This window comes from Thalassospira mesophila, from assembly GCF_002115755.1.
GTDB lineage: Bacteria > Pseudomonadota > Alphaproteobacteria > Rhodospirillales > Thalassospiraceae > Thalassospira > Thalassospira mesophila.
The window spans coordinates 306,999-329,622 of the sequence record NZ_JFKA01000003.1 but is presented as its reverse complement, the minus strand read 5'-3'; the positions used below and the strand labels follow the sequence as shown (position 1 = coordinate 329,622).

The following is a 22,624-nucleotide window of genomic DNA, read 5'->3' as shown; positions in this document are numbered from 1 at the left end:
CTGCGAACATCGCGCTATGTCGTTACTGTACGTTGAAGAAGTGGTCCGGGTGATCCTGGACGTCGTCTGCATCAACATTGTTAAGGGTGATGGAATCACCATTACCAAGGTCGACAACAGTATTCGAGCCGTCCTGCGTTGCCCGGGCGGCAACGTCATCAGCCGACGAAATGTCGGTGTCGTTAATGCCCTTGGAAATCGAGAGCATGTCTTCACCCACCTGGAAATCGAGGACAACATCGTTGCCACCACCACCAGAGAAGACAAAGTTATCCTGACCGGCACCGCCAACCAGTACATCGTCGCCAGCGCCGCCATTGATCACGTCGTCACCGGCACCACCCATCATAAGGTCGTTACCAGCACCGCCGTTCATCACGTCATCGCCCTGACCGCCGAGCATGACGTCATTACCGTCACCGCCCTGCATCAGGTCATCGCCCTGACCACCAAGCATCTGGTCATCACCAGCGCCGCCAAGCATAATATCGTCGCCAGCGCCGCCCTGCATCAGATCATGACCATCGCCACCATCAATCAGGTCGTCGCCTTTGCCGCCTGTCAGCAGGTCATCATCAGCACCACCGAAAAGCTGATCATCACCATGACCGCCAAACAGCATGTCGTTACCGGTATCTCCAAGCAACTGGTCGTCGCCCGACCCGCCAAACAAAAGATCACGCCCGGCACCACCCAGAAGGGCATCATCACCGGAACCACCAAACAGGTGGTCGTCGCCTTCCTCACCGAACAGAACATCGCTCTGCCCGTGTCCAAACAGGGTGTCGTCACCGCCGCGGCCAAAGATCACATCGCTAAAACGTGATCCGAGCAGCGTATCGTCGTAAGCGCCGCCTTCGAGAGTTGCCATCATATCCTCCTTGCTTATCCCAATATGGGTTTCGGTGTGACTAGAGGCTGGCCGTTCCCTCGGGGTTAAGTGCATTGCCCAAGTAACGGCCACACAGCAACCCTATATTCTTTTGCTTTTTGATAGGAAGTTATTATCAAGGTATTATTGTGGCGACATTATGCACAAACTGATTTTTACAATATTTAACTATATTGTTTGATTTTATTATTTATACATCTTTAATATATATTTGTTTTTAAATTTGAATTATTGTTTGAATCAATAAAGGCCAATTCCTTAGGAACTGGCCTTTATCACTTTGTTACGCACACACCAATAATATTGCATTCAGCAACATTACCACTACGATTGGCTAAGTTAATGCGTCATTTCATTACCAACCCCATACATCAGGTCAGTCTTCGCGGAAGGCGCGGTCCATGCTTTCTGCAATCGGGTCAAGCAGGTAATCAATTGCCGTTCTGGGCTTGTTCAACACCAGAATATCAGCAGGCATCCCTGCCCTCAGCTTGATATCGGGATGTTTTGCCAGTTCACCAGGGTCGATCTTGGCCCGCACCACGTAATAGGAACTGTCGCGTTTCTCGTCGACGGTCTGATCCGCATCGATATAGCTGATTTTGGCCTTGAGCGGCGATAACCGCCGCTGGTTATAGGCCGTCAACCGAACCTGGGCATCAGCCCCCATGCTGACCGCATCAATGTCCCGGCGGTTGATCATGGCTTCAATTTCAAGCGGTTCATCGTTGGGAATAATATCCATAATCGGCTGGGCCGGGCTGATCACTCCGCCCGGTGTCCTGATCTGGATATTGCTGACAATGCCTTCCTGCGGAGACCGAATTTCCAGCCGCTTTAAAACATCATCCTTGGCTGTCACGCGCTGATTAACATCATTCAGGGCCAATTGGGTTTCCTGAATGGATTTGGCAATATCGCTTTGCCATTCCATTTCAATTGATGCCAGTTCAATTTCTGCACCGGCCTTTTCCTGTTCCGCACCGGCCCGCTGGGCCTTGTACTCGCCAGCATCGCCAACCAGATCGCTCCAGTTATTTTCAATTTCCACCAGTTGGGTTCGGGTGGCATAGCCCTTGGATGCCAGTTCGCGCACGCCATCAAGCTGCTGTTTCACCAGTTTTTGCTGATGTCCACGGGCGGTAATTTGCGAATCAAGCGCATCGGCCTGGGCGGCGAATTGTTTTATCTGCTTTTCCTGCGCATCGCGTTTGGCGGTGTAAACTTCATGACGTTTATCAAACAGGCGTTTTTCATCATGCAGGATATCGGCCACATAGGGTTCCTTTGATGACAGCAGATTTTCGGGGAATTTGATTTTATCCAAACCATCCTGCTCGGCGCGCAACCGGGCCAGCTTGGCCTGCAAGCCATAACGTTCGCCGCGCAATTGCTCCAGCTCTGAAGCTTCACGGGTCCCGTCAAGCAAAGCCAGCACTTGCCCCTGGCGCACATGCTCGCCTTCATCGACCAGCAATTTTTTCAAAATGCCGCCTTCAAGGTGGTTCACCGTTTTTTTGCGCGAATCGATAATCACCGATCCCGAAGCAACAGCCGCACTATCAAGCTGGGCGTTAAAGCCCCACAATAAAAAACCGCCAAAACCGATGATGATAACCAGTGCTCCGGCAATCATCGGTTTGCGCAAACTTTGTTTTGATGCGGCCCGTTCTTCGGCCAGCACCTGATGCCAGACCGGCTGGGGCGCATCGGGGTTAATCACGTTACCCCGGTCATCAAGATTGATCAGACGGTTCATGCTACACCTCCGTTTTCCAGCTTGCCGCGTTTTGCGACATAGTTTCGCCCGGCGTCAGGCAGCGGTTTAACATCGTGGCCCTGTTCGGTGATGGCCTGCACCACATCGGTACGTTCCCCGAACTGTTTGATCCGCCCTTCCTGAAGCACCAGCAATTTGTGGGCAAAGCGCATGATCGACTGGCGATGCGCGATCAAAACCACCATCGCGCCATTTTCCGCCGCCGTGCGAATAGCCCGGATCAACGATGCCTCGCCTTCAGCATCAAGATTGGCGTTGGGTTCATCAAGAACCAGCAAGCGCGGCCAGCCATAAAGGGCGCGCGCCAGCGCAATGCGCTGTTTTTGCCCGCCAGAAAGTGTATAGCGGCCCGAGCCGATCGGGGTATCGTAACCCAGCGGCAAACGGCCGATCATTTCATGCACACCGGCGGCGCGGGCGGCATCAATCACTTTACGCGGGTCTGCGTCACGCATGCGGCCAATGTTTTCGCGAATGGTACCGTTTAGCAACGATACCGATTGCGGCAAATACCCCACCATGTCGCCAAACGATCCGCGCTCCCACAAATAGGTGCTGTGCCCGTCAAGGTAAACACCACCAGCTGTCGGTTTGGCCGCCCCGATCAAGACCCGTGACAAGGTTGATTTACCTGACGCAGACGGCCCGATAATGCCCAGGATTTCGCCAGGGCTCAGGTCAAACGAAATGCCTTTAAGGACCGGCATACTATGCCCGCCAACGGCATAAACAAGGCTATCGACCACCAGCGGTCCTTCGCTGCGCGGGGTTGGTTCTATTTCGCGTTCGGACTGGCGCTGTTCCAGAATGGTGCGAATCCGCTGCCAGGCCGACATGGCGTTAACCCAGGCCCGCCAGTCACGGGTGACATTATCGAACGGCAGCAATAACCGGCCCATAATCACCGTGCCGCCAATCATGGCGCCGGGCGATGTTTCGCCCTTGATCACCAGCGCAGCCCCCATCGCCAACACGCCAACCTGCAGGCCATACCGCAAGGACCGGGTCAGGGCCGACATCCCCTTGCCCCGGGCATTGGCGATATCAAGCAGTTCGGTTGTGTGGTGCTGCGCCGAACGCCAGCGCATCGCCAAAGCCGGCATCATGCCCATGCCCTCGATTGCTTCGGCATGGGGGATAGACGAACCAATATCAGAAATGTTTCGCAAATTGGCGTCGTTGGCTTCTTTCGTCACCCGGCGCGACAACACATCGCCCAACAAGCTCAGGGCAACCAGCATGATCACGCCGATCACCCCGGCCAGGCCGTAGAACGGATGCAGGGCAAACATAACGCCCAGAAAAATCGGTGCCCACAACGCTTCTAACGGGGCACCAATGGTGTTGCCATTAATGAATGTGCGAAGGTCGGAAAGGTCGCGCAACACCTGTGTGCCGGGGGTTGATCCTTTTTCCATCGACACACTCATGGCGGCCGCAATTGCGGGCAAATTCATGCGCCGCAGCAATGACTTTGCCATTTCCTGAAAGGTCATGGCGCGAATGAAATCGAGAATGCCATATAAAATGATGGCACCCACCGCGATCACCAGCAAAAGCTTAAGCGTATCAAGGCTTTGACTGTTAATTACACGGTCGTGGACCTGCAGCATGAAAAGCGGCACGGTCAGTTGCAGAACATTTATGAAACCACTAACGATCCCGGCCCAGGTCAGGCCGCGCACGAACGTAAAACGGGCTTCGCGGATCAATGTGGGCGCATCGAGGGCGGGGCGTGTTTCCGCCCTCGCTGTCTTGGCGCGTAATGCGCCTTTCGACCTAAATTGCATCCAATCTCATCCAATTTGCAAAAAGTCATAGTTTTTCCGCAATCTGCTCACATAGTTGCGAAATCATGATGCAATAAAATAATTCGAAATATGTCGATCTAATGTTCATGATTGGACAATGTAAAAACACAAATCATAGAAGTATACCAAGGCCATACTCTTGGAAATTACTTCAAAATTTTGAGCAAACTACAGGAAGGATTGGGCGTGTCAAAAACTGTTACAGAACAACGTCCTGTTATCTTCCGAAAACGATTGGCCGATACCGGGAACATCCGGGTAACGACCTATTTATATTGGGACCAGATAACGGATTGAATGCCATGACAGTCACTCATCTTGAACTCGCAAATACTGTTGAACGAATCTATCGGCGCTTTGCCGATTTACTGCGCGTCGACCTGATCAGACTAGGAAATGATGACATCAGTCCTGCCCAGGTCGCATTGCTGTTTAATATCGGCGATGACGAACTCTCGGTTCGCGATCTGCTTGATCGCGGGCATTATATGGGCTCGAACGCCTCGTATAATCTGAAACAGCTCGTGGAATCGGGGTATATCGAACGTCAGGTCATGGCGCGTGACCGCCGTTCCGCACGGATCAAACTGACTGAAAAAGGCCATGAACTTTGTGATTCCCTGCAAGAATTTCACGAAGAATATCATGAAGCCCTGTCCAACGGGCGTGACGGTGAAGCGGAGCTGGAACATGCTTTGCACACCCTGCGCCGGCTTGAGGAATTCTGGACGCAAACCCTGCGTTATGGCGGCATCCCCGCTTCGACCACAATGATGACAAGCGAGGCACGAAACCGCCGATGAAAATCGTCTTTGTCCATCGTCGCGGACCGGGACAATTTGTACATCTCGCCTGCCACCTGGCAAATGCCGGGTGGCAGGTGTCCTTTCTTTGCGAAGGAATGAACGTCAAGCTGCCCGGTATTCGCATCTTGCGGCACCGATCATCCGATGCCCTGCCCGATCATGCCAAACCCGCCAGTCATGTTGACTTGCATACCCAGGTCGGGCATCAGGCCGCCGATACCCTGGCAACCCTGGTTGCCCAGGAAGGCAAGCCCGATATTGTGTTTGGCCATATTGGCTGGGGCAGCATGATGTTTGCCCGCGATGTCCTCCCCGACACGCCGTTACTCGGATATTGCGAACATTTTTATCATGCCAAAGGCCGTGATGTGGGGTTTGACCCGCAAGATCAGGTGTCGTTAAACCAGCGCAAACAACTGCGCCTTCGCAATAGTAGCCAGTTACTTACCCTTGAACAGATCGATGCCGGGGTCAGCCCGACGCAATGGCAGCGCGCGGCCTACCCGCCCCTGTTGCGCAGCAAAATTGGCGTCTGCCACGATGGCATTGACATGCAACGCTGCAAACCTGATGCCAGCGTAAAGTTTGCCCTGCCCGATGGCCGCATCGTCGATCGCAACACCCCGGTGATAACCTATGTTGCCCGCGACCTTGAACCCTATCGCGGGTTTCCCCAATTCATGCGCGCGGCAGCAAAAGTAAGCCAGTCTCGCCCCGATGCCCTGTTTCTGGTCGCGGGTGGTGACGGGGTCAGTTACGGCGCCCCGGCCCCTGATGGTCGCCCATGGCGTAAAGTCATGATGGAAGAAACCGGGATTGATCCCTCTCGAATCGTATTTTTGGGGCAAATCCCCCATGAACAGCTTGTCACCCTGTTTCAGGTCAGCCGGGCTCATGTCTATCTGACATTCCCGTTTGTCCTTTCATGGTCCGTGCTTGAAGCCATGGCATGTGGCACCCTTGTTATCGGGTCCAATACGGGGCCGGTTGAAGAAGTTATTCAGCATGGCAAAAACGGGCTTTTAACCGATTTCTGGGATACTGAATTACTGGCAAACCAGATCCGGGACGTGCTGGATAACCCTGCACGTTATACCGCCCTGCGCCAAAACGGCCGCCAGTTGGTGGCCCATAAATATGATCTGGACCGGTGCCTTGCCCGGCAAACCGGTGCGCTCGAAAGGCTGGCCGCCCATAGTGATATGAATATTGCCTGATTGCGGCTCGGGCACCCTGTAACCGGCCTTTACGATTGTATTGCGCAATCGCTCCGGGCAAAAAAGCGCTGATGGGCTAGGTCATGCGTTACCGGCTGGCGCTGATAAATCGCCCAGTCGTCACAATGATCAACATTACTGCCCACAATCAGCCAGTAAAAACCCGGATCTTCCGCCCGGGCAAGGTCGGTGCGCGACGGCAAAATCGTGCCATCGGGGTGGGAATGATAACAGCCGATAATTTCCTCGCCATGATCACGCACGTAACGGTGGGTTTGCAGCAATAAGGCCGGGTCAATTTCAAACGTGGTTTCCGGGTTGCGTGCAACATTTTGGGCCGCCACGGCGCGCGCGATATATCGGGGCGGCGCGGCACCCTGTTGTTTCGCCGGGGCAGCAATCAGCAAACCACAACATTCGCGCGGCCAGCATTGCGCCGCATGCGCCAGAATTTCGCTCAGAACCGGTTGGGAAATAACAATATGCGCCCCTGACATCACACGATAAGGCTCCGTTTTCCGGTTGCGCGTAACAGCCTGATGCCTGAATCGGCACCCAAAATATGCTCTAGTTTGGCTTCATCACCACGATTTGCCCCAAAACAGATTTATCCACCAGTGATACCACCACAATCCGTGCGCCTTTTGGGCCCGTCAGGTGCAAAAAGGCACGGTTATCGTCAATTTTGAAATCTGTCAGGGTTTCATCTGCCGCCAGGTCAACATTAAGGGTGCCAAACGGTTCAAGGTCCGTTGACGCAACGGACGGGGCCTTCGCAACCTGCGATGCGGTCTTATCTGATGTCGTCGCTGTTGGCACGGTCCCGGTGCTATTGCCCGGTGCCGCAACCGGGGCCACGGTTTGTTCTGTCAGGCTGCTGGTTTGCTTTGCCGATTTTTCACGTTGCAAGCCATAGGCAACCAGCGCAATGCCGGCAACAATCAGTACGGCCATAACAGCCACAAGTATTTTAATAACGCGCATGAGTTTTCCGCAAAAATTACTGTTTTTCCACCCGCACCTTTTGGCGCGATCGCAGTTTTATTATGATGGCAAGCCAGGGCCAGGGTGAAGCCCCGAATAAACACATATGACCATTGAATGCACGGTAATTGCAAATAACGGGTTTTGCGGTATGTTGCGCCAGCCCAGCTGCTGCAAACAGGCCACCTGCACCCTGCATTCAACATCATGTCAATATTTTACCCCGTGCCCAACAGCAATGAAACAACCACGCCATGTCCGAGACCAAACGTCCTCAAGACCACCTTGCTTATACTGTGCAAACCGCTGATGCGGGTGCACGGCTGGACCGGGTATTGGCCAATGCCTGGCCGCAAGAATCGCGATCCCGGTTAAAAGCACTGATCACGGAGGGCCATTTGCAGGTTGATAGCGTGGTACAAAACAGTGTTTCCGCCAAGGTTCGTGCCGGGCAACGTGTTACATTGCAAATCCCCCCGGCCGAACCCGCAACCCCGGTTGCGCAAACCATATCGCTTGATGTTTTGTACGAAGATGACGACTTGCTCGTGATTAACAAGGCCGCTGGCATGGTCGTTCACCCTGCGGCGGGCAATGAAAGCGGCACGCTGGTCAATGCTTTGCTGGCGCACTGTGGCAACAGCCTGTCGGGCATTGGCGGGGTGAAACGGCCCGGTATTGTTCACCGCCTGGACAAAGACACCAGCGGCGCCATGGTCGTGGCCAAAAACGACTTTACCCACCGTGCCCTTTCCAAACTGTTTGCCGAAGACAAGGAAAACATCGAGCGCACCTATATCGCCGTCGTTTGGGGCTGCCCTGTGCCGATGGAAGGCAAAATTGTTGGCAATATCGGCCGCAGCCCGCGCAATCGCAAAAAGATGGCGGTTCTGGTTTCGGGGGGCAAACCGGCGCTTACATACTACAAAGTTGTCGAAAATCGTCCCGACTCGTTGGCCTCGATCGTGAAGTGCAAGCTTGCCACCGGGCGCACACACCAAATAAGGGTACACATGGCCCATATCGGCCATTCACTTGTATGTGATCCTGTTTACAGTCGCTCGCGCTCGATCAAACACCTCGACCCCATATCGCAAAAGACGCTTCAGGCATTCGACAAACAGGCGCTACATGCCCGAACTCTTGGATTTTCGCACCCCAGAACCGGGAATTTTATTTCGTTCGAAGCCCCGATACCGGACGATCTAAAGGCGGTCTATATCGCGCTAGACCTATCCCTAGGTAGTATGTAACCTATACTTACTTCTTATTTTTATATTGACGCCATCTAATACCTCCGTATACCCTAGCGTCAGTGCTAGGGGATTTATGCACTTTTTTGCAAGCGCATTGGAGGCACCAATGAAACAGGGTAATGCAGCACCAACAATCTCTGCGGACGGGCTGACGGGCTACTTACAACGCATTCGTCACTATCCGATGTTGGCCTTTGAAGTCGAAACCGCACTTGCAGTGCGCTATCGGGATCATAACGATGACAAGGCGGCTGAAAAGCTGATCACCAGTCATCTTCGGCTGGTTGCCAAAATTGCCATGTCCTATCGCGGCTATGGCCTGCCGGTCAATGAACTGATTTCGGAAGGTAATATCGGCCTGTTGCAATCGGTCAAACGGTTTGATTCCGACAAAGGTTTCCGCCTTGCCACTTATGCAATGTGGTGGATCCGTGCCGCCATTCAGGAATATATCCTGCATTCCTGGTCCCTGGTGAAAATGGGAACCACGGCGTCGCAAAAAAAGCTTTTCTTCAATCTGCGCAAGCTGAAAAGCCAGATGCAAGCGATTGACGAAGGCGACATGACGCCCGAACAGACCGAAATCATTGCGACGAAACTGAATGTTTCTGAAGGCGACGTCATCATGATGAACCGCCGCCTTGCCGGTCCCGATCATTCCCTTAACGCCCCCGTCCGGGTTGATGGTGAAGGCGAATGGGTTGATTGGCTTGAATGTACAGAAGATAATCAGGAAGTTCGTCTTGGCCGCCGCGAAGAATTTGTTTTGCGCATGAACATGCTTAAATCGGCAATGTCTGGCCTGAACGACCGTGAACGCGATATTTTAACCCAGCGTCGCCTGTCTGAAACACCGGTAACCCTGGAAAATCTTAGCGTTACCTATGGTATCTCGCGCGAGCGCATTCGCCAGATCGAAGTGCGCGCCTTTGAAAAAGTCCGCAAATCCATGCATGTCTGACACATGCCGGACCAAAATACCGCACATCGTGTTCTGGCAAGCAACACCCCCCGTTTCTTGCCAGAACCCAGAGATCGGCCTTAAGGGCCGTTCTTTTTATCAGAGCCATCAAACACCTGCCATTACCGCAAAACGATAAAAAGAGTTGCCTGCGACGAGGCCGATCCGATATCTGAGGGTTTCTGACCCTAAAGTATATTTCTTTTAATAAGATCCATGCTTTAGCGCCCGCCTTTTTCGATTTCGGAAATCAGGGACTCTCCCCACACCTGAATCAGATCGCGCTGTTGCTGGCGCAGTTCCATTGCCCGGCGCTGGGCTGTCAAATTAAGAACATTGGCAACCACAGGCGGCATCACCAGATAAATCAGCCAGCCCAAACCAGCCGCACCATACATGATGGTCATTGTCATCGGATCCAGCAACTGATGGGTGGCCATGGCCATGCTTTGCTCGCCATCCTGCCACAGCTCCATCACATAGGGGGCGACACCCGAAAAATTCAGCCCGAAAACACAGCGCACCAGATACCGGCCCCGGTGTCGGTCAAACATAAATGCCAGCAATGAGGGCAACAGCCCCACCACCAGCGTAATAAATGTGGGCAGGGCCACCATAAACAGCAAAACAGCCATCACCAGAATGGCAAAAAAGGACAATCCGCCGGATTTTTTTGCCTGCTTGGCGGGCTTTGCGGCCGCTTTATCTTTTTTTGCCATAACGCTGCCCTCCCCCTACCAGACGATCATCATGAAAAGGGCCGAAACCGTTAGCAGTGCGATCATTGTGGCGGCAAAGGATGCCACCTGACGCCCGATCTGCTCGGCCAGAATAAGCCGCACCGAGCCTGATGATTCCAGATCGAACACTTCGCTATCAGCGGCGGAATATTCTTCGACTGCGGCAATAAATTCGTCCTGGTCGCGGCGGCGTTCTTTTTCGTCATTGATCAAATTATATAATTCGACCAAATTGCCGCGCTTTGCCAGTTTGGGAATTTCACGTTCAACTTTTTCCCGGCGCTCCTTGCTGTGAAACACCTTTGTGGCGGGTTCCATCAGCCGTGCCACCCATAACCCCAAATGGGGCAAACTGTCTGGCCCATGTCGCCACTGCACCAAGGCCAGCAAACTAATGATCGACCGGCTGAATTCAACTTCGTCACCGGTATTTTGCAGGGCTGTTAGCTGGGGTTCGGTATCATCTTGCAGCCGAACCGCAATAAATGCCGCAATATGACGATCAACCGGCCAGTTGCTATGCGGGGTGATCGCGGCAACTTTTTCAAGGGCCGGTAACAGCTGGGCGATGTGAATAACATATTCTTTGTCGACCAGCGGACTCAGGCAATGCTGGTTTTTAACCAGGGCATAAAGGCATCGCTCATAGCCATACCCCATGCTTTGTTGCTGCATATAATAACGCAGGCCTTTATAGACCTGCTGCTGCGATTGTATTTCAGGGCGAAACCCCGATAACCGCGAAAACCAGAAAGTCGGCAGGTCGCGCACCACAACTTCGGAAAATGCCTGTGCCCCGCTGCCATGCTGCACGTCATAAGATAACATGTTTCCCAAGCCATCCAGCATGGCCGAAAACGTTTTATGACGCACCGGCCCGTTAGGGTCGAGAATGGCAATACCGCGCGATACCAGCACATCTTCGGCGGTGCGTTTATCGCTGCCCGACCATGCCATCTGACGCATGGCTTCCGACATCGCCTTTGAACGTTCGGCATCGTTCAAACCGCGTCGCAGCCACACCTCGACAACACCATCGCGTAACGGTGCAAGCGACGCCGCCCAATTATTGGTAATGCCGTTGGCAAGACCGCGCGTGGTATAATAATCACGCCCGCCAATATTTTGCGCCCGGGCGGCCCTGCGGTCGGTATTTCCCTGCACCGGTTTTACCCGCCGCCCGTCCAGCCAGTTATTAAGTTCCGACAGACCCCAGCGTTCTTCAAAATCATCGCATAACAGGCCCCGGATCGGCTCGATCAGGGTCAGTGGCAATTTTTCGTGGGCGGCTATGGTTTGGAACGACCCCCGCGCCAGCTTCATTTCGATAACTTCCTTGTCAGAAAATTTCGAAAGCGGCGTATGGCCGATACCCAGCGCGGCAATCATGATCCCCAGCGCATAAAGATCGTCCGACAACGCCCCCGATCCACGCCCGGCCGGGTCGGCTGTCATGCGGTCAATCGGTTCGTAAACCAGCGGCTGGGCAAACCCGGCAGGCAAGGAAACACAATCGCCCACAACAACACTGGCGCGTTCTTCGTCGGCAAAAAACAGGTTCTCGGCGCGCAAATTGCGATGGGCCAGATTTTTATCCGACAGGATCGTCAGAACATTGATAATCGGCGCAATCACCGCCAGCGGCAGGTCATGTTCGTCGATAACGGCCTTTTTGCCACCATCGGTAAACACCTTGCTGCCACCCGGCTTGCTGTAAAAACAAACAATCGTGCTGCGATCCAGTGGCGGCCAATAGACAATTTCATAGTCCAGCAAATCAAGCTGCCCGGCGACACGAACCCCCGACAAGACCCTTAATAAATCAGACCGGGTGGGCAGCAAAGGATCTGCAAGCAACGCAAATAACGGGCCGTCATCGCGCTTGGTTCCTTCGGCCACAAAGGCTTGCGACGGGCCGCAATCAAACTCTGCCAACCGCAAATCGGGGAAAATGCGAAAATTCCCGATATCGACATGCCTGTTGCCAACGCCGGTTGGCGCTGCTGTTTCTGGTGACGGTGCAATCTGGTCTTCCTGACCATCGTCCGACAGAGGCGCGTCATCCTCTGTTTCCAGATCGGACGGCACATCATCGGGCTGCATCTTTGCGTTATCAGCCATCGAACCCGTGGTTTAACTGTTCATGAACAACCCAAACGATACTGCCGATACCCACAAGGGGCAAGACGTTATCGACATGCCTCAAGAACGTCATCTATCCATTTGCGTTTAAAGACAAAAAACCGCCCGGCAATGCGGGCGGTTTTTCAACTTTACAATTAAGTTTCTCAGGCGCTGAAAGGGTCGTGAACAAGAATGGTATCGTCACGTTCCGGGCTGGTGGACAGAAGTGCCACCGGCGCCTCGATCAGTTCCTCGATCCGGCGCACATACTTGATTGCGGTTGCCGGCAAATCGGCCCAGCTGCGCGCGCCCCTTGTGGTTTCCGACCAGCCGGGAATGGTTTCATAAACCGGCTTGGCCTTGGCCTGCAAACGCTGGTTGGCGGGCAAATGGTCGTAAATTTCACCATCAATATCATAGGCGGTGCAAATTTTAATCTCGTCAAACCCGTCCAGAACGTCAAGTTTGGTCAGGGCAATACCGTGAATACCGTTCACCTTGACCGACTGACGCACCAAGGTGGCATCAAACCAGCCACAGCGGCGTTTGCGCCCGGTTACCACGCCAAATTCATGGCCGCGTTCGCCCAAACGGTCGCCATCGGCATCAAACAGTTCAGACGGAAACGGCCCCTCGCCCACACGGGTGGTATAGGCCTTGGTAATGCCCAAAACATACCCGACACCCGACGGGCCAACGCCCGACCCGCCCGCGGCAGAACCGGAGATGGTGTTGGACGACGTCACATACGGATAGGTGCCATGGTCAATGTCAAGCATCGTACCCTGTGCGCCTTCAAACAAAATACGCTTGCCAGCTTCTTTAAACTGGTTCAGCGATTTCCACACGGTGTCAGCGAACGGCAAAATTTTCGGCGCAACGTCTTTAAGCTGTGCCAGCAATTCGGCCCCGTCCACTTCCGGCTGGCCCAAACCGCGCAGCAAAGCGTTGTGGTGGGTTAAAAGGTTCTCAACCTTGGCAGCCAGCAATTCCTCGTCGGCCAAATCACCCACGCGAATGGCACGGCGACCAACGCGGTCTTCATATGCCGGGCCGATACCACGGCCGGTGGTGCCGATTTTGTTGTTGCCGGTGGCGGCTGCTTCGCGGGCCTTGTCCAGATTGCCATGCAGCGGCAAAATCAGGCAGGCATTTTCGGCAACACGCAGGTTTTCGGGCGTAATGGTCACACCTTGTTCCTGCAAGCGCGAAATTTCGGCCAGCAATGCCCACGGGTCAACAACCACGCCATTACCGATCACCGACAGTTTCTTGTCGCGCACGATACCTGATGGCAGCAGGCTTAGTTTATAAACCTTGCCATCAATTACCAGCGTATGACCGGCATTGTGACCACCCTGAAAACGAACCACAACATCGGCACGTTCTGACAGCCAGTCAACGATCTTGCCTTTACCTTCGTCCCCCCACTGGGAACCGATCACGGCAACATTGGTCATCGCAAAACTCCTTGAGCGATAAAAAACAGCTTCACTTCTCCAGCGAAAGCCTACGCGTCCAGCGGTTGAACCCGCCCATCAAGATAAATGAAATCACAGCCCATCCGTTCCGCTTCCTTGCGGGCGGCATCGGCGGTTTTGGCCTCGGCTGCCCCTTCAAGGGCAGCAATGGTAACATGGCCATCGTGGCGCAATTTGCGCGCTTCGCGCTGGGCAACACCCAGAGGCAAATACACCCGCGGCGCTGCCACCGGCGCATCAAGGCCGCGCAAAACCGTATCCATAAACAACGACATGCCCGTTGCGGCTTCGCCGCTGGCACCCCCGGCACGATAACGGCCGCCACGGCCCAGCTCGCCCCGGACATGTTTGCCAAAAATGGTAAAGCTAACCCCGGTCTGATAGCGAAAACCCGCCATTTCAACCGGGTCAATGGTTAAGGCCGCATCGAGGTCGGATGCTAAAATACGTTCAGCAACCTCGACCAGACGATGCAAATCTTCCGACGCCCCCAGCGGCAATTCAAGCCGTTTCAAGCGCGGTAATGCGGTGCTGGCCGGGCCAGCGGCCTCCAGCAACGTTACCAGAACATCGGTTACCGGGCCATTGGCCGCCTTGATCGCGGCAACGTCGCGGCGTTCTAACGCCTGGGTCAGCTTTTCGCGATCATCGGGGGAAACAGAAAAGGCTTCAAACAGGCGGGTTGGCAGGGTCGGCAAATTCAAATCAACCGACACATCGGGCATACCGACATTTTCCAACGCTTCAAGCGCCAGCAAAACAATCTCGGTATCGGCTGCCGCACTGGAAACGCCAATCAATTCGGCACCAACCTGGGCGAACTGGCGTTCGGGGCGCAACTGCGTGCCCTGAATGCGCAAAACATCGCCGGAATAGGCCAAGCGTAACGGGCGGGGATCATCTTTGAGGCGGGTGGCGGCAATACGGCCCACTTGCGGAGTCATATCGGAACGAACACCCATCATCCGGTGCGAAACCGGGTCCATCAGGCGGAAGGTCTGCTTTGCCAGTTCTGGCGCAGCCCCTTCAAGCAGGCTTTCTTCAAATTCAACCAAGGGGGTTTTTACGCGGTCATAGCCTGCAAGGGCGAAACTCGCCATCAGCTTTTCGCGGATCTGCGCCTCTTGGGCAGCAACCACCGGCAGGACATCCTGCAAACCGGCGGGAAGAAGGGCTTTCCTGGCGAGTTCGGTCATATTTTCAGACTTTCCGGACTGTGCGTGCAAATTCGAGCAAGGCATTTGGTTCGCATGCGCCTTGCTCTGTGCATCCGGTAGCGGTTACTACCGTGTTGTGACGCACAGGGCAACGGGAAAACCCGAAAAACGCAAATAATATCTCGGACCGTGTCTTCAGCCCTGCTTGATTTCGGCTTTGGCAACGCCATATGCCCAGTCAAGCCACGGCAACAACGCCTTGATATCGCTGGACTCTACCGTGGCACCACCCCAAATTCGAAGGCCGGGAGGCGCATCACGATAGCCATTAATATCATAGGCCACTTTTTCGTAATCGAGCAACTGCGACACCCGTTTTGGCAACGACGCCTGAATTTTCGCATCCTGTGCCAGTGCCCACGGGTCGACGATTTTAATGCACATCGATGTATTCGACGCCGTTTCGGGTTTTTCGGCCAAATCGGCCGCCCAGTCGCTTTGCGCCAGCCATTCATCAAGCAAACGGCGGTTTTCGCGGGTACGGGCCAGCAAACCGTTCAACCCGCCAATGCCTTGCGCCCATTTCAGGGCATCAATCGCATCTTCCACCACCAGCATCGACGGCGTGTTGATGGTTTCGCCGCGAAAAATACCGTCAATCAGCTTGCCGCCCTTGGTCATGCGGAAAATTTTGGGCATCGGCCAGGCTGGAACATGGCTTTCAAGGCGTTCAATCGCACGCGGGCTTAGAATGATAACCCCGTGGCCACCCTCGCCGCCCAGCACTTTTTGCCAGCTATAGGTCACAACGTCGAGCTTGTCCCACGGCAGTTCCATGGCAAAAATCGCCGAGGTCGCATCGCAAAATGTCAGCCCCTTGCGATCAGATGCAATCCAGTCGCCATTGGGCACGCGCACGCCGGCTGTTGTCCCGTTCCAGGTGAAAACAACATCGCGGTCAAAATCAACCTTGGTCAGGTCGGGCAGCTTGCCGTAATCGGCTTCATGCACGCGCACATCGTCAAGTTTCAGCTGCTTTAAAACATCCGTTACCCAGGTGGCACCAAAACTTTCCCACGCCAGCATGTCCACACCGCGTGGCCCCAGCATTGACCACAACGCCATTTCAACAGCCCCGGTATCCGATGCCGGGACAACACCGACGACATACCCTTCGGGCAGTTTCAAAATGTCATGGGTGCGGTCAATTGCGTCTTCTAACCGGGCCTTGCCCAGTGCAGATCGATGCGAACGCCCCAGAACCTCGGTTTCAAGCGCATCTGCGGACCAACCGGGGCGCTTTTTGCACGGACCCGACGAAAAATTGGCACTGGCAGGGCGGTTAACAGGCTTGGGAAAATTGGCAATATCGACCATGGGACTGTTCCTGATCAGACGGAAAAAACACCGCAATACCGGCTGTTCCGGCAATTTTACGGCACATTGGCAAAAACGAAGCGCGATCCTATTGCCTTGATAGCAAAAGTCAAACGCGTTCGATGCAAGGGTTAATGCCGATTAAGGTATATCAGCCATCGCCAATCGCCTTGCCGGGGCGAAGCACGAAAAAGGCCAATCCGTTTCAAATGAACAGATTGGCCTTTTTACCATAACAACGGTTCAGCCCTACATCGAAAGGCCGTAATACCACGGCGCAAACAGGCTAAAGACAATCCACAACAAAAAGATCAGCGGCGTGCCGGATTTAAGAAAATCAACAAACCGGTAATGCCCCGGCCCCATCACCAGAAGGTTGGTCTGATACCCCACCGGAGAGGCAAAAGAACAGTTCGCCGCCATCACCACGGCAATCGCAAAAATATGCGGCGGCACGTCAAGCTGCTGGGCCATGCCAATGCCAATCGGGGTGAACAAAACCGCACAGGCATTGTTTGACAAAATATTGGTAAACAATGCCACCACCAGGAAAAACACCGACAAAATAACCGGTGCCGGTGCCCCGTGCAAAGCTGTCAGCAGCACATCAGCAATATAGGATGCCCCGCCGGTTAATTGCAGGGCATTGCCCAGCGCCAGGGCCGCGGCCACCAGCAACACAATTTTGCGGTCAATTGCCCGCGATGCCTGGCGCATGTTTAGCGCGCCGGAGCCGATCATAAGCCCGGCCCCGATAAAGCTTGATATCATGATCGGCACCAGCCCGGTTGCCGCCAGCGCGATCACGCCCAGAAAAATAAACGCCGCCCGGCGCGCATGAAACGGGCGCGGCAAGGCACGGGTTGACCATTCCAGCAACACAACATCGCGAATGGTGCGCAGTGCTTCGACATCTTCGGAACGTCCCTGCACCAGCAACACATCGCCAGCTTCAAGCCGGATTTCGGTCATCTGGGTGCGGATCATGCGTGACCGGCGCTGAATGCCCAAAACAAGGCATTTATACTGATAGCGAAAGCCGATCTGCTCCAGATTAAAACCAATCAGGCGCGATCCGGGCGGCAACATCACCTCGGCCAGAAGCTGGGTTGATTTGTTTTCAGCATTGGTGCTGCCATCATGCACGGCAGCGGCTTCGGCGTGGATCAGGCCGGGGTCTTTTTGCAGGGCTTCGGTCAATGCCTTGCGGGTTGCGGCCACCACCAGAACGTCGCCGGGCTGAATTTCAAGATGTTCGTCAAACGGCGGCAAATCGGCATGTTCGCGCCGGACAATCATTTGAATGGTGACATTGGGCAGGTTTTTAAAAAACCCGGCCACCGGCTTGGTCCCGATCATTTTTGACGCCGGGCCAACGGTAATCTGGGCAATAAACTGTTTGCCGCTGCCGTCGGGCTTGGTCAAACGGCTGCTCATCGAGGCCAGGGCTGGCAACAGACGCGGTGCAATCAGCAACACATAGAAAAAGCCCGAAAAAGCCAGAACCGCCCCCACCACGGTGAATTCAAAAAATTCCAGCGGCTCCTGGCCCAGCTCGATCAGCGAGCTTGAGACCAGAAGGTTGGTCGACGAGCCGATCAAGGTGGTCATGCCGCCCAAAATGGCGGCAAAAGACAGCGGAATCATCAAAGAACTTGGCGATCGTTGAATACGTTCAGCCAGTGCCTGAATGATGGGAATGAAAATAACCACCACGGGCGTGTTGTTCAAAAATGCCGACAGCAACATCACCACAAACAGGCCGACAAAAATTGCCAGCGAGGCATTCTTGCCACCATGTTCGGTAATAAAACCGGCGATATAACTTACCCCGCCGGTCAGCACCATGCCCTGCCCCACCACCAGCAAGGCCAGCACGGTTAACAGGGCGGGGTTGGCAAAGCCCGACATCAGCGTGTCCGGCCCCAAAAGGTTTCTGCCATCGCCACCATTAAGCGGCACAAGATTGAAAAACAGCAGCAGGACCGCAATGATCGCCATCGACGTCATTTCAAGCGAAATGCGTTCCCATGCATAAAGCACGAGCGAACCCGCGACCAGCGCAAGTACAACCCACATCTGCAACGGTGTCGCACTGTTTGCGACGACATTGTCTAGCACGTTGAATTTCCCCTGTCGCAAATGGCCTTATACATCCCGCATCGCGGGCTGATATCAGCCAAAACCAGCGATATCATGCAAATTATCAGTATTACTTAGCCGAAAGCCCCGCCATGCGGTCAATAAAAATCGCGCATGGGTCATTTGGCACCTTGTTTCGGCATACATTATGCGGGCACAAAAATGCTCTGACAATCACCTTGGCGACCCCGTCAGAGCATCTTCAAACCGGCCAGACCCGGCAAACCCGGTCAGGCAGAAACCAGCTCTGCGGGTTCATTTGCCGCCGGTTTCACGACATCTGGCTTCAGGACTTCAGATTTCACGGCGTCCGGTTTTTGCATAACGCTATCTTCAATCGCACCTTCGCGGCAAATGTAATGCGGGCACAGCCGTTCAAGGGCTTCGTCGCATTCCCACAGGGTGCGTTCCCGGGCACGAACGGTCAAATGGTCAATCAGGGCGCGCACCGCCGGTGGTAACCCGCGCCGCGCCTTGAACAGAATATGCACAATCCCGCCAACGGCGCGCCATTCGGGTAACACCTGCACCAGACGCCCGGCCTGAATGGCATGATGGGTGCTAAAACGTGGCAAAAGGGCAATGCCCTGCCCGCGCAAGGCACATTGGCGGATCATGGAAATATCGCTGGTCGATAACCGCGGGGCAATTTCAAGCATCCGCGTATCGTCATTCGGGCCCACAAGCTGCCAGCGCACGGTATCGGCATCCTCGCCCTTGATGCTCAGGGTCGGAAACTTGTTGATGTCATCAACACCAAAATCCGGCCCCAGTTTTTCCATCAGGGACGGGCTGGCCACCATAATGGCATCGGCGAGGCCCAGTGTTTTAACAATCAGGGTCGCATCGCTATCGAGCGAATCGCGCACCCGAAAGGCCACATCCACCCGGTCTTCAATCAAATCCACCCGGCGGTTGGTTGCCATGATGCGCAATTGAACCTTGGGGAACTTTTCGCTGAAATCGGCTAAAACTTCGGCCAGTGCCGTTTCCAGCATGGCGGGCGGCACACTGATGCGCACCACACCCTGCTCAACGCCTTTTGCTTCTGCAACAATGGCTTCGGCTTCTTCGGCCTCGTTAAGGATATTGGCACAGCGATCATAAAAAGCCTGCCCCAGTTCCGTCACCCGAAAACGCCGACTTGATCTTTCGATTAGCTTGACACCAAGCCGGTCTTCGAGTTGAGCTACCCGGCGGCTAAGTTTTGATTTTGGCTGATTAAGTGCCCGGCCTGCCGGCGCAAATCCACCATGCGACACAACCTGCGCAAAGTAAAAAAGATCGTTTAAATCCTGCATGACCGACCTCATTGTTCTATATAATGAACGCAGAGTGCCGCAAAAAGGGACTTTTGTCCATATCTTACAAATTCTAAATTCTGTTGCATCATCGACAAATCGGTTCTTTCCCACATCCACCCGGAGCCCCCATGAGTAAACTTCTAAACGGCAAAGTTGCCCTGATCACCGGGGGTGCTTTTGGCATTGGCGCCGCCACCGCCCGCATGCTGGCCGAACAGGGCGCAAACATTGCCATTGGGTACGTTTGCGACCGCAAGGTGGCCCGGGAAATGGTCGAAGAACTGCAAGGACTGGGCGTTGATGCAAAATCGTTTGAAGCCGACCCGGCCGATAGTTTGCAGGTCAGCGCAATGGTGCAAACCGCCTTTGCCCATTTTGGCCGCCTCGACATTCTGGTCAATGCGGCATCAATTGCGGTTTGCGGCCAGGTAGACAACCCCGATGCCGACCTCGATGGTATAAAACGCCAGCAACAGGTTAATTTTTGCGCCACGGCCTACACCATTCGCACCGCCGCCCCGATGATGCCCGATGGCGGGCGCATCATCACGCTGGGGTCGTGCCTGTGCGCCCATGCCGGGTCCAGCGGACTGGCCGATTTTACCGCAACACAGGCGGCGATGGTGGGCTATACCCGAGGGGCCGCCCGCGACCTTGGCCCGCGCAATATCACGGTTAATGTTGTGCAGTCGGGCTTTGTAAATGACGAATTACTCGACCCGCTGGCAAAATACCCCACCCCGATCCGCACCGCTGTTCCGCTGGGCCGCGCGGCCATGCCCGAAGAAGTCGCCGCTGCCATTGCTTTCCTTGCCAGCCCCGCTGCATCCTACATCACCGGCACCGTCATAAACGTTGATGGCGGCTACGGCGCCTGATCACCATTCCCACCAGCAGCGTTCCATATAACGAACGCTAGGTCGCGACTTTAAGGACTTCTGCCAGGCCGGTTTGCGCCGTAAGGTTTTTTCATACAGGAAAAACCTCTGTTCCGGAGAACAGCCATGAACAAACCACTGGCAGGCAAAATTGCCATCGTTACCGACGGCCATTACGGCATTGGCGCGCTCAGCGCACAAACCCTGGCCGATCAGGGTGCCGACGTTATCATCAGCCATCCCGCCCATGCATGGAATGCCGCCGGTATTGTTACCGGGCTTGAAGCACGCGGCGTTAACGCCCGCGCCTATGCCATTAATTGCGATCGCGTATCGGGCATTAAAACCCTGATTTCGCGTGTTATTGCCGATTTTGGCCAGGTAGATATTCTGGTCACCAACAATGTGTCCTTCGTCCTTGTCGATGATGAACGCATTTACAGTGCCGCCGCCATCGAGGCCATTGCCCCGGTCATTCGCGAAGGTGGTCGCATCATTGCCATTGGCAAAACATCACTCCCCCACGCCAGCGCAAACATCCCGGCGCATAACAATAACCACGCCCCGCTTCATGACCTGATCACGCATAGTGCCAAATCACTGCATGATCGCCACGTTACGGTGAACCGCCTGCAATCGAACATTCTGGGCCGCAAAAGCCATAGCGCACCGTCTGGTGACATTTCGGTTTTAGGCGATATCGCCAACGGCCTGTCATTTCTGGCCGGGCCAGAATCTGATTTTGTCACCGGCACCACCTTTAACTTTAATGACCTTCATGCCGCCTGAAAAACAACACCCCGCCAATATTGCAACATTGGCGGGGTGTTCTGGCTTTTAGCTAACGGTGCATCGCGGCCTAATTGGGCAAAAAGATTTCGCCTTTTAAATACAGCACGGCATGGCCCTTTAAATGCACCCGGTCGCCGTCAATTGTGCAGTCAATAAACCCGCCCCGTGCCGATGCCTGATAGCCAATCACATTGGTTTTGCCGGTTTGGGCCGCCCAGTATGGGGCGACAACGCAGTGCATATAGCCCGTTACCGGGTCTTCATTAATGCCCAGTGCCGGTAAAAAATACCGCGATACCATATCGCAATCATCGCTGTCGGACGGGGCGGTTACAATCACCCCGCGTTCGGCCAGTGTCGTAAGAACCGACATATCGGGCACCATATCGCGCACCGTTGCGGCATTGTCATAAACCAGCACATAATCAGTATCGCGGCTGGCGACTTTGAAACAGGCAATTGCATGCTCAGGCGACAGCGCCCTGGCAATATTATCGGGCATGATGTCCTCGACCAGCGGCTGGGCGGGGAAGTTTAATACAATCGCATCGCCATCCCGCCGCGCGGTTAAAATTCCGCTTTTGCTTTGCAGGCGAATTTCATTGCCGGTCACGCCAAGCTGATTAAACAAAACACAGGCACTGGCAAGGGTGGCATGGCCACATAAGGGCACTTCCACCGTCGGGGTGAACCAGCGAATGTGGTAATCAGCGTCGCCATCCTCGGTTTTAACGAAAAACGCCGTTTCCGACTGGTTATTTTCCATCGCAATTTGCTGCAGGGTGGTATCTGGCAGCCAACGATCCAGCGGCACAACCGCGGCCGGGTTACCGGCAAAAAGATGGTTGGTAAAAGCATCAACCTGATAAATCGGCAAGGGCGTGTCGGCCATAAAATCACCTTGATATCAACAGGAATAAGG

General features: G+C 54.5%; 19 protein-coding genes. 6 read left to right on the top strand and 13 right to left on the bottom strand.

The annotated features are described in order from the left end of the window. Positions 1-22 precede the first annotated feature (22 nt). From TMES_RS09445 to TMES_RS09435, 3 genes are all read right to left on the bottom strand, one after another. On the bottom strand, positions 23-874 hold the full coding sequence (locus TMES_RS09445) for a calcium-binding protein (protein WP_245835311.1): 852 nt from the start codon (positions 872-874) through the stop codon (positions 23-25). A 394-nt stretch (positions 875-1,268) separates the two neighbouring features. After that, positions 1,269-2,651, bottom strand: coding sequence for an HlyD family type I secretion periplasmic adaptor subunit (locus tag TMES_RS09440; protein ID WP_085581797.1), 1,383 nt, complete (start codon positions 2,649-2,651; stop codon positions 1,269-1,271). Continuing rightward, a complete protein-coding gene (locus tag TMES_RS09435) occupies positions 2,648-4,462 on the bottom strand; it encodes a type I secretion system permease/ATPase (RefSeq protein ID WP_085581795.1) in 1,815 nt (604 codons plus the stop codon). The genes TMES_RS09440 and TMES_RS09435 overlap by 4 nt, the downstream gene beginning before the upstream one ends. A gap of 323 nt (positions 4,463-4,785) precedes the next feature. Here TMES_RS09435 and TMES_RS09430 point away from each other — a divergent pair, with 323 nt between their 5' ends. Next, a complete protein-coding gene (locus TMES_RS09430; protein WP_085581793.1) occupies positions 4,786-5,286 on the top strand; it encodes a MarR family winged helix-turn-helix transcriptional regulator in 501 nt (166 codons plus the stop codon). Continuing rightward, positions 5,283-6,506: a glycosyltransferase family 4 protein gene (locus TMES_RS09425; protein WP_085581791.1), complete on the top strand. Its 1,224-nt coding sequence runs from the start codon at positions 5,283-5,285 to the stop codon at positions 6,504-6,506. The genes TMES_RS09430 and TMES_RS09425 overlap by 4 nt, the downstream gene beginning before the upstream one ends. Before the next feature lie 29 nt (positions 6,507-6,535). Here TMES_RS09425 and TMES_RS09420 read toward each other — a convergent pair whose 3' ends face one another. Together TMES_RS09420 and TMES_RS09415 are read right to left on the bottom strand one after the other, a co-directional pair. Beyond that, positions 6,536-7,003, bottom strand: a complete 468-nt coding sequence (locus TMES_RS09420; protein ID WP_085581789.1) for a M67 family metallopeptidase — start codon at positions 7,001-7,003, stop codon at positions 6,536-6,538. Between the two features lie 70 nt (positions 7,004-7,073). After that, on the bottom strand, positions 7,074-7,490 hold the full coding sequence (locus TMES_RS09415; RefSeq protein ID WP_085581787.1) for a hypothetical protein: 417 nt from the start codon (positions 7,488-7,490) through the stop codon (positions 7,074-7,076). A 254-nt stretch (positions 7,491-7,744) separates the two neighbouring features. Between TMES_RS09415 and TMES_RS09405 the strand changes: the two genes are divergently transcribed. After that, on the top strand, positions 7,745-8,743 hold the full coding sequence (locus tag TMES_RS09405; RefSeq protein ID WP_085581783.1) for an RluA family pseudouridine synthase: 999 nt from the start codon (positions 7,745-7,747) through the stop codon (positions 8,741-8,743). Between the two features lie 109 nt (positions 8,744-8,852). Continuing rightward, positions 8,853-9,707 (top strand): RNA polymerase sigma factor RpoH, encoded by an 855-nt coding sequence (gene rpoH, locus TMES_RS09400; RefSeq protein ID WP_143589596.1) that lies wholly within the window; start codon positions 8,853-8,855, stop codon positions 9,705-9,707. Between the two features lie 221 nt (positions 9,708-9,928). On the opposite strand, the gene TMES_RS09395 is transcribed toward rpoH, so the two are convergent. The 7 genes from TMES_RS09395 to TMES_RS09365 all read right to left on the bottom strand — a co-directional run bounded on the left by TMES_RS09395 (position 9,929) and on the right by TMES_RS09365 (position 20,029). After that, a complete protein-coding gene (locus TMES_RS09395) occupies positions 9,929-10,426 on the bottom strand; it encodes a hypothetical protein (protein ID WP_245835310.1) in 498 nt (165 codons plus the stop codon). 15 nt (positions 10,427-10,441) lie between these two features. After that, a complete protein-coding gene (locus TMES_RS09390; protein WP_085581779.1) occupies positions 10,442-12,568 on the bottom strand; it encodes a protein kinase family protein in 2,127 nt (708 codons plus the stop codon). A 167-nt stretch (positions 12,569-12,735) separates the two neighbouring features. Beyond that, the gene (locus TMES_RS09385; RefSeq protein WP_085581777.1) at positions 12,736-14,031 is read right to left on the bottom strand and encodes an adenylosuccinate synthase; all 1,296 of its coding nucleotides are present in this window, start codon (positions 14,029-14,031) and stop codon (positions 12,736-12,738) included. A 50-nt stretch (positions 14,032-14,081) separates the two neighbouring features. Beyond that, the gene (locus tag TMES_RS09380; protein WP_085581775.1) at positions 14,082-15,248 is read right to left on the bottom strand and encodes an ATP phosphoribosyltransferase regulatory subunit; all 1,167 of its coding nucleotides are present in this window, start codon (positions 15,246-15,248) and stop codon (positions 14,082-14,084) included. 156 nt (positions 15,249-15,404) lie between these two features. After that, positions 15,405-16,586, bottom strand: coding sequence for a phosphoserine transaminase (locus TMES_RS09375; RefSeq protein ID WP_085581773.1), 1,182 nt, complete (start codon positions 16,584-16,586; stop codon positions 15,405-15,407). A 249-nt stretch (positions 16,587-16,835) separates the two neighbouring features. Next, entirely contained in the window at positions 16,836-18,707 is a 1,872-nt protein-coding gene (locus TMES_RS09370) for an SLC13 family permease (protein ID WP_085581771.1), read from the bottom strand. Positions 18,708-18,958: 251 nt separating this feature from the next. Continuing rightward, positions 18,959-20,029, bottom strand: coding sequence for a LysR substrate-binding domain-containing protein (locus tag TMES_RS09365; RefSeq protein ID WP_085581769.1), 1,071 nt, complete (start codon positions 20,027-20,029; stop codon positions 18,959-18,961). 131 nt (positions 20,030-20,160) lie between these two features. On the opposite strand from TMES_RS09365, the gene TMES_RS09360 reads away from it, so the two are divergent. Continuing rightward, a complete protein-coding gene (locus TMES_RS09360; protein WP_085581767.1) occupies positions 20,161-20,910 on the top strand; it encodes an SDR family NAD(P)-dependent oxidoreductase in 750 nt (249 codons plus the stop codon). Between the two features lie 126 nt (positions 20,911-21,036). Then, positions 21,037-21,699, top strand: coding sequence for an SDR family NAD(P)-dependent oxidoreductase (locus TMES_RS09355; RefSeq protein WP_085581765.1), 663 nt, complete (start codon positions 21,037-21,039; stop codon positions 21,697-21,699). 70 nt (positions 21,700-21,769) lie between these two features. On the opposite strand, the gene TMES_RS09350 is transcribed toward TMES_RS09355, so the two are convergent. Beyond that, complete coding sequence (locus TMES_RS09350; RefSeq protein ID WP_085581764.1) at positions 21,770-22,594, bottom strand: PhzF family phenazine biosynthesis protein; 825 nt, start codon at positions 22,592-22,594, stop codon at positions 21,770-21,772. Positions 22,595-22,624 lie beyond the last annotated feature (30 nt).

Excerpts from the sequence above, each read along its gene's own strand:
- TMES_RS09360 (WP_085581767.1), top strand. The coding sequence starts at position 20,161 with ATGAGTAAACTTCTAAACGGCAAAGTTGCCCTGATCACCGGGGGTGCT.
- TMES_RS09445 (WP_245835311.1), bottom strand. The coding sequence starts at position 874 with ATGATGGCAACTCTCGAAGGCGGCGCTTACGACGATACGCTGCTCGGA.
- TMES_RS09420 (WP_085581789.1), bottom strand. The coding sequence starts at position 7,003 with ATGTCAGGGGCGCATATTGTTATTTCCCAACCGGTTCTGAGCGAAATT.
- TMES_RS09380 (WP_085581775.1), bottom strand. The coding sequence starts at position 15,248 with ATGACCGAACTCGCCAGGAAAGCCCTTCTTCCCGCCGGTTTGCAGGAT.
- TMES_RS09440 (WP_085581797.1), bottom strand. The coding sequence starts at position 2,651 with ATGAACCGTCTGATCAATCTTGATGACCGGGGTAACGTGATTAACCCC.
- TMES_RS09365 (WP_085581769.1), bottom strand. The coding sequence starts at position 20,029 with ATGCAGGATTTAAACGATCTTTTTTACTTTGCGCAGGTTGTGTCGCAT.
- TMES_RS09385 (WP_085581777.1), bottom strand. The coding sequence starts at position 14,031 with ATGACCAATGTTGCCGTGATCGGTTCCCAGTGGGGGGACGAAGGTAAA.
- TMES_RS09390 (WP_085581779.1), bottom strand. The coding sequence starts at position 12,568 with ATGGCTGATAACGCAAAGATGCAGCCCGATGATGTGCCGTCCGATCTG.
- TMES_RS09415 (WP_085581787.1), bottom strand. The coding sequence starts at position 7,490 with ATGCGCGTTATTAAAATACTTGTGGCTGTTATGGCCGTACTGATTGTT.
- TMES_RS09355 (WP_085581765.1), top strand. The coding sequence starts at position 21,037 with ATGAACAAACCACTGGCAGGCAAAATTGCCATCGTTACCGACGGCCAT.
- TMES_RS09425 (WP_085581791.1), top strand. The coding sequence starts at position 5,283 with ATGAAAATCGTCTTTGTCCATCGTCGCGGACCGGGACAATTTGTACAT.
- TMES_RS09395 (WP_245835310.1), bottom strand. The coding sequence starts at position 10,426 with ATGGCAAAAAAAGATAAAGCGGCCGCAAAGCCCGCCAAGCAGGCAAAA.
- TMES_RS09350 (WP_085581764.1), bottom strand. The coding sequence starts at position 22,594 with ATGGCCGACACGCCCTTGCCGATTTATCAGGTTGATGCTTTTACCAAC.
- TMES_RS09375 (WP_085581773.1), bottom strand. The coding sequence starts at position 16,586 with ATGGTCGATATTGCCAATTTTCCCAAGCCTGTTAACCGCCCTGCCAGT.
- TMES_RS09435 (WP_085581795.1), bottom strand. The coding sequence starts at position 4,462 with ATGCAATTTAGGTCGAAAGGCGCATTACGCGCCAAGACAGCGAGGGCG.
- TMES_RS09405 (WP_085581783.1), top strand. The coding sequence starts at position 7,745 with ATGTCCGAGACCAAACGTCCTCAAGACCACCTTGCTTATACTGTGCAA.
- TMES_RS09430 (WP_085581793.1), top strand. The coding sequence starts at position 4,786 with ATGACAGTCACTCATCTTGAACTCGCAAATACTGTTGAACGAATCTAT.
- rpoH (WP_143589596.1), top strand. The coding sequence starts at position 8,853 with ATGAAACAGGGTAATGCAGCACCAACAATCTCTGCGGACGGGCTGACG.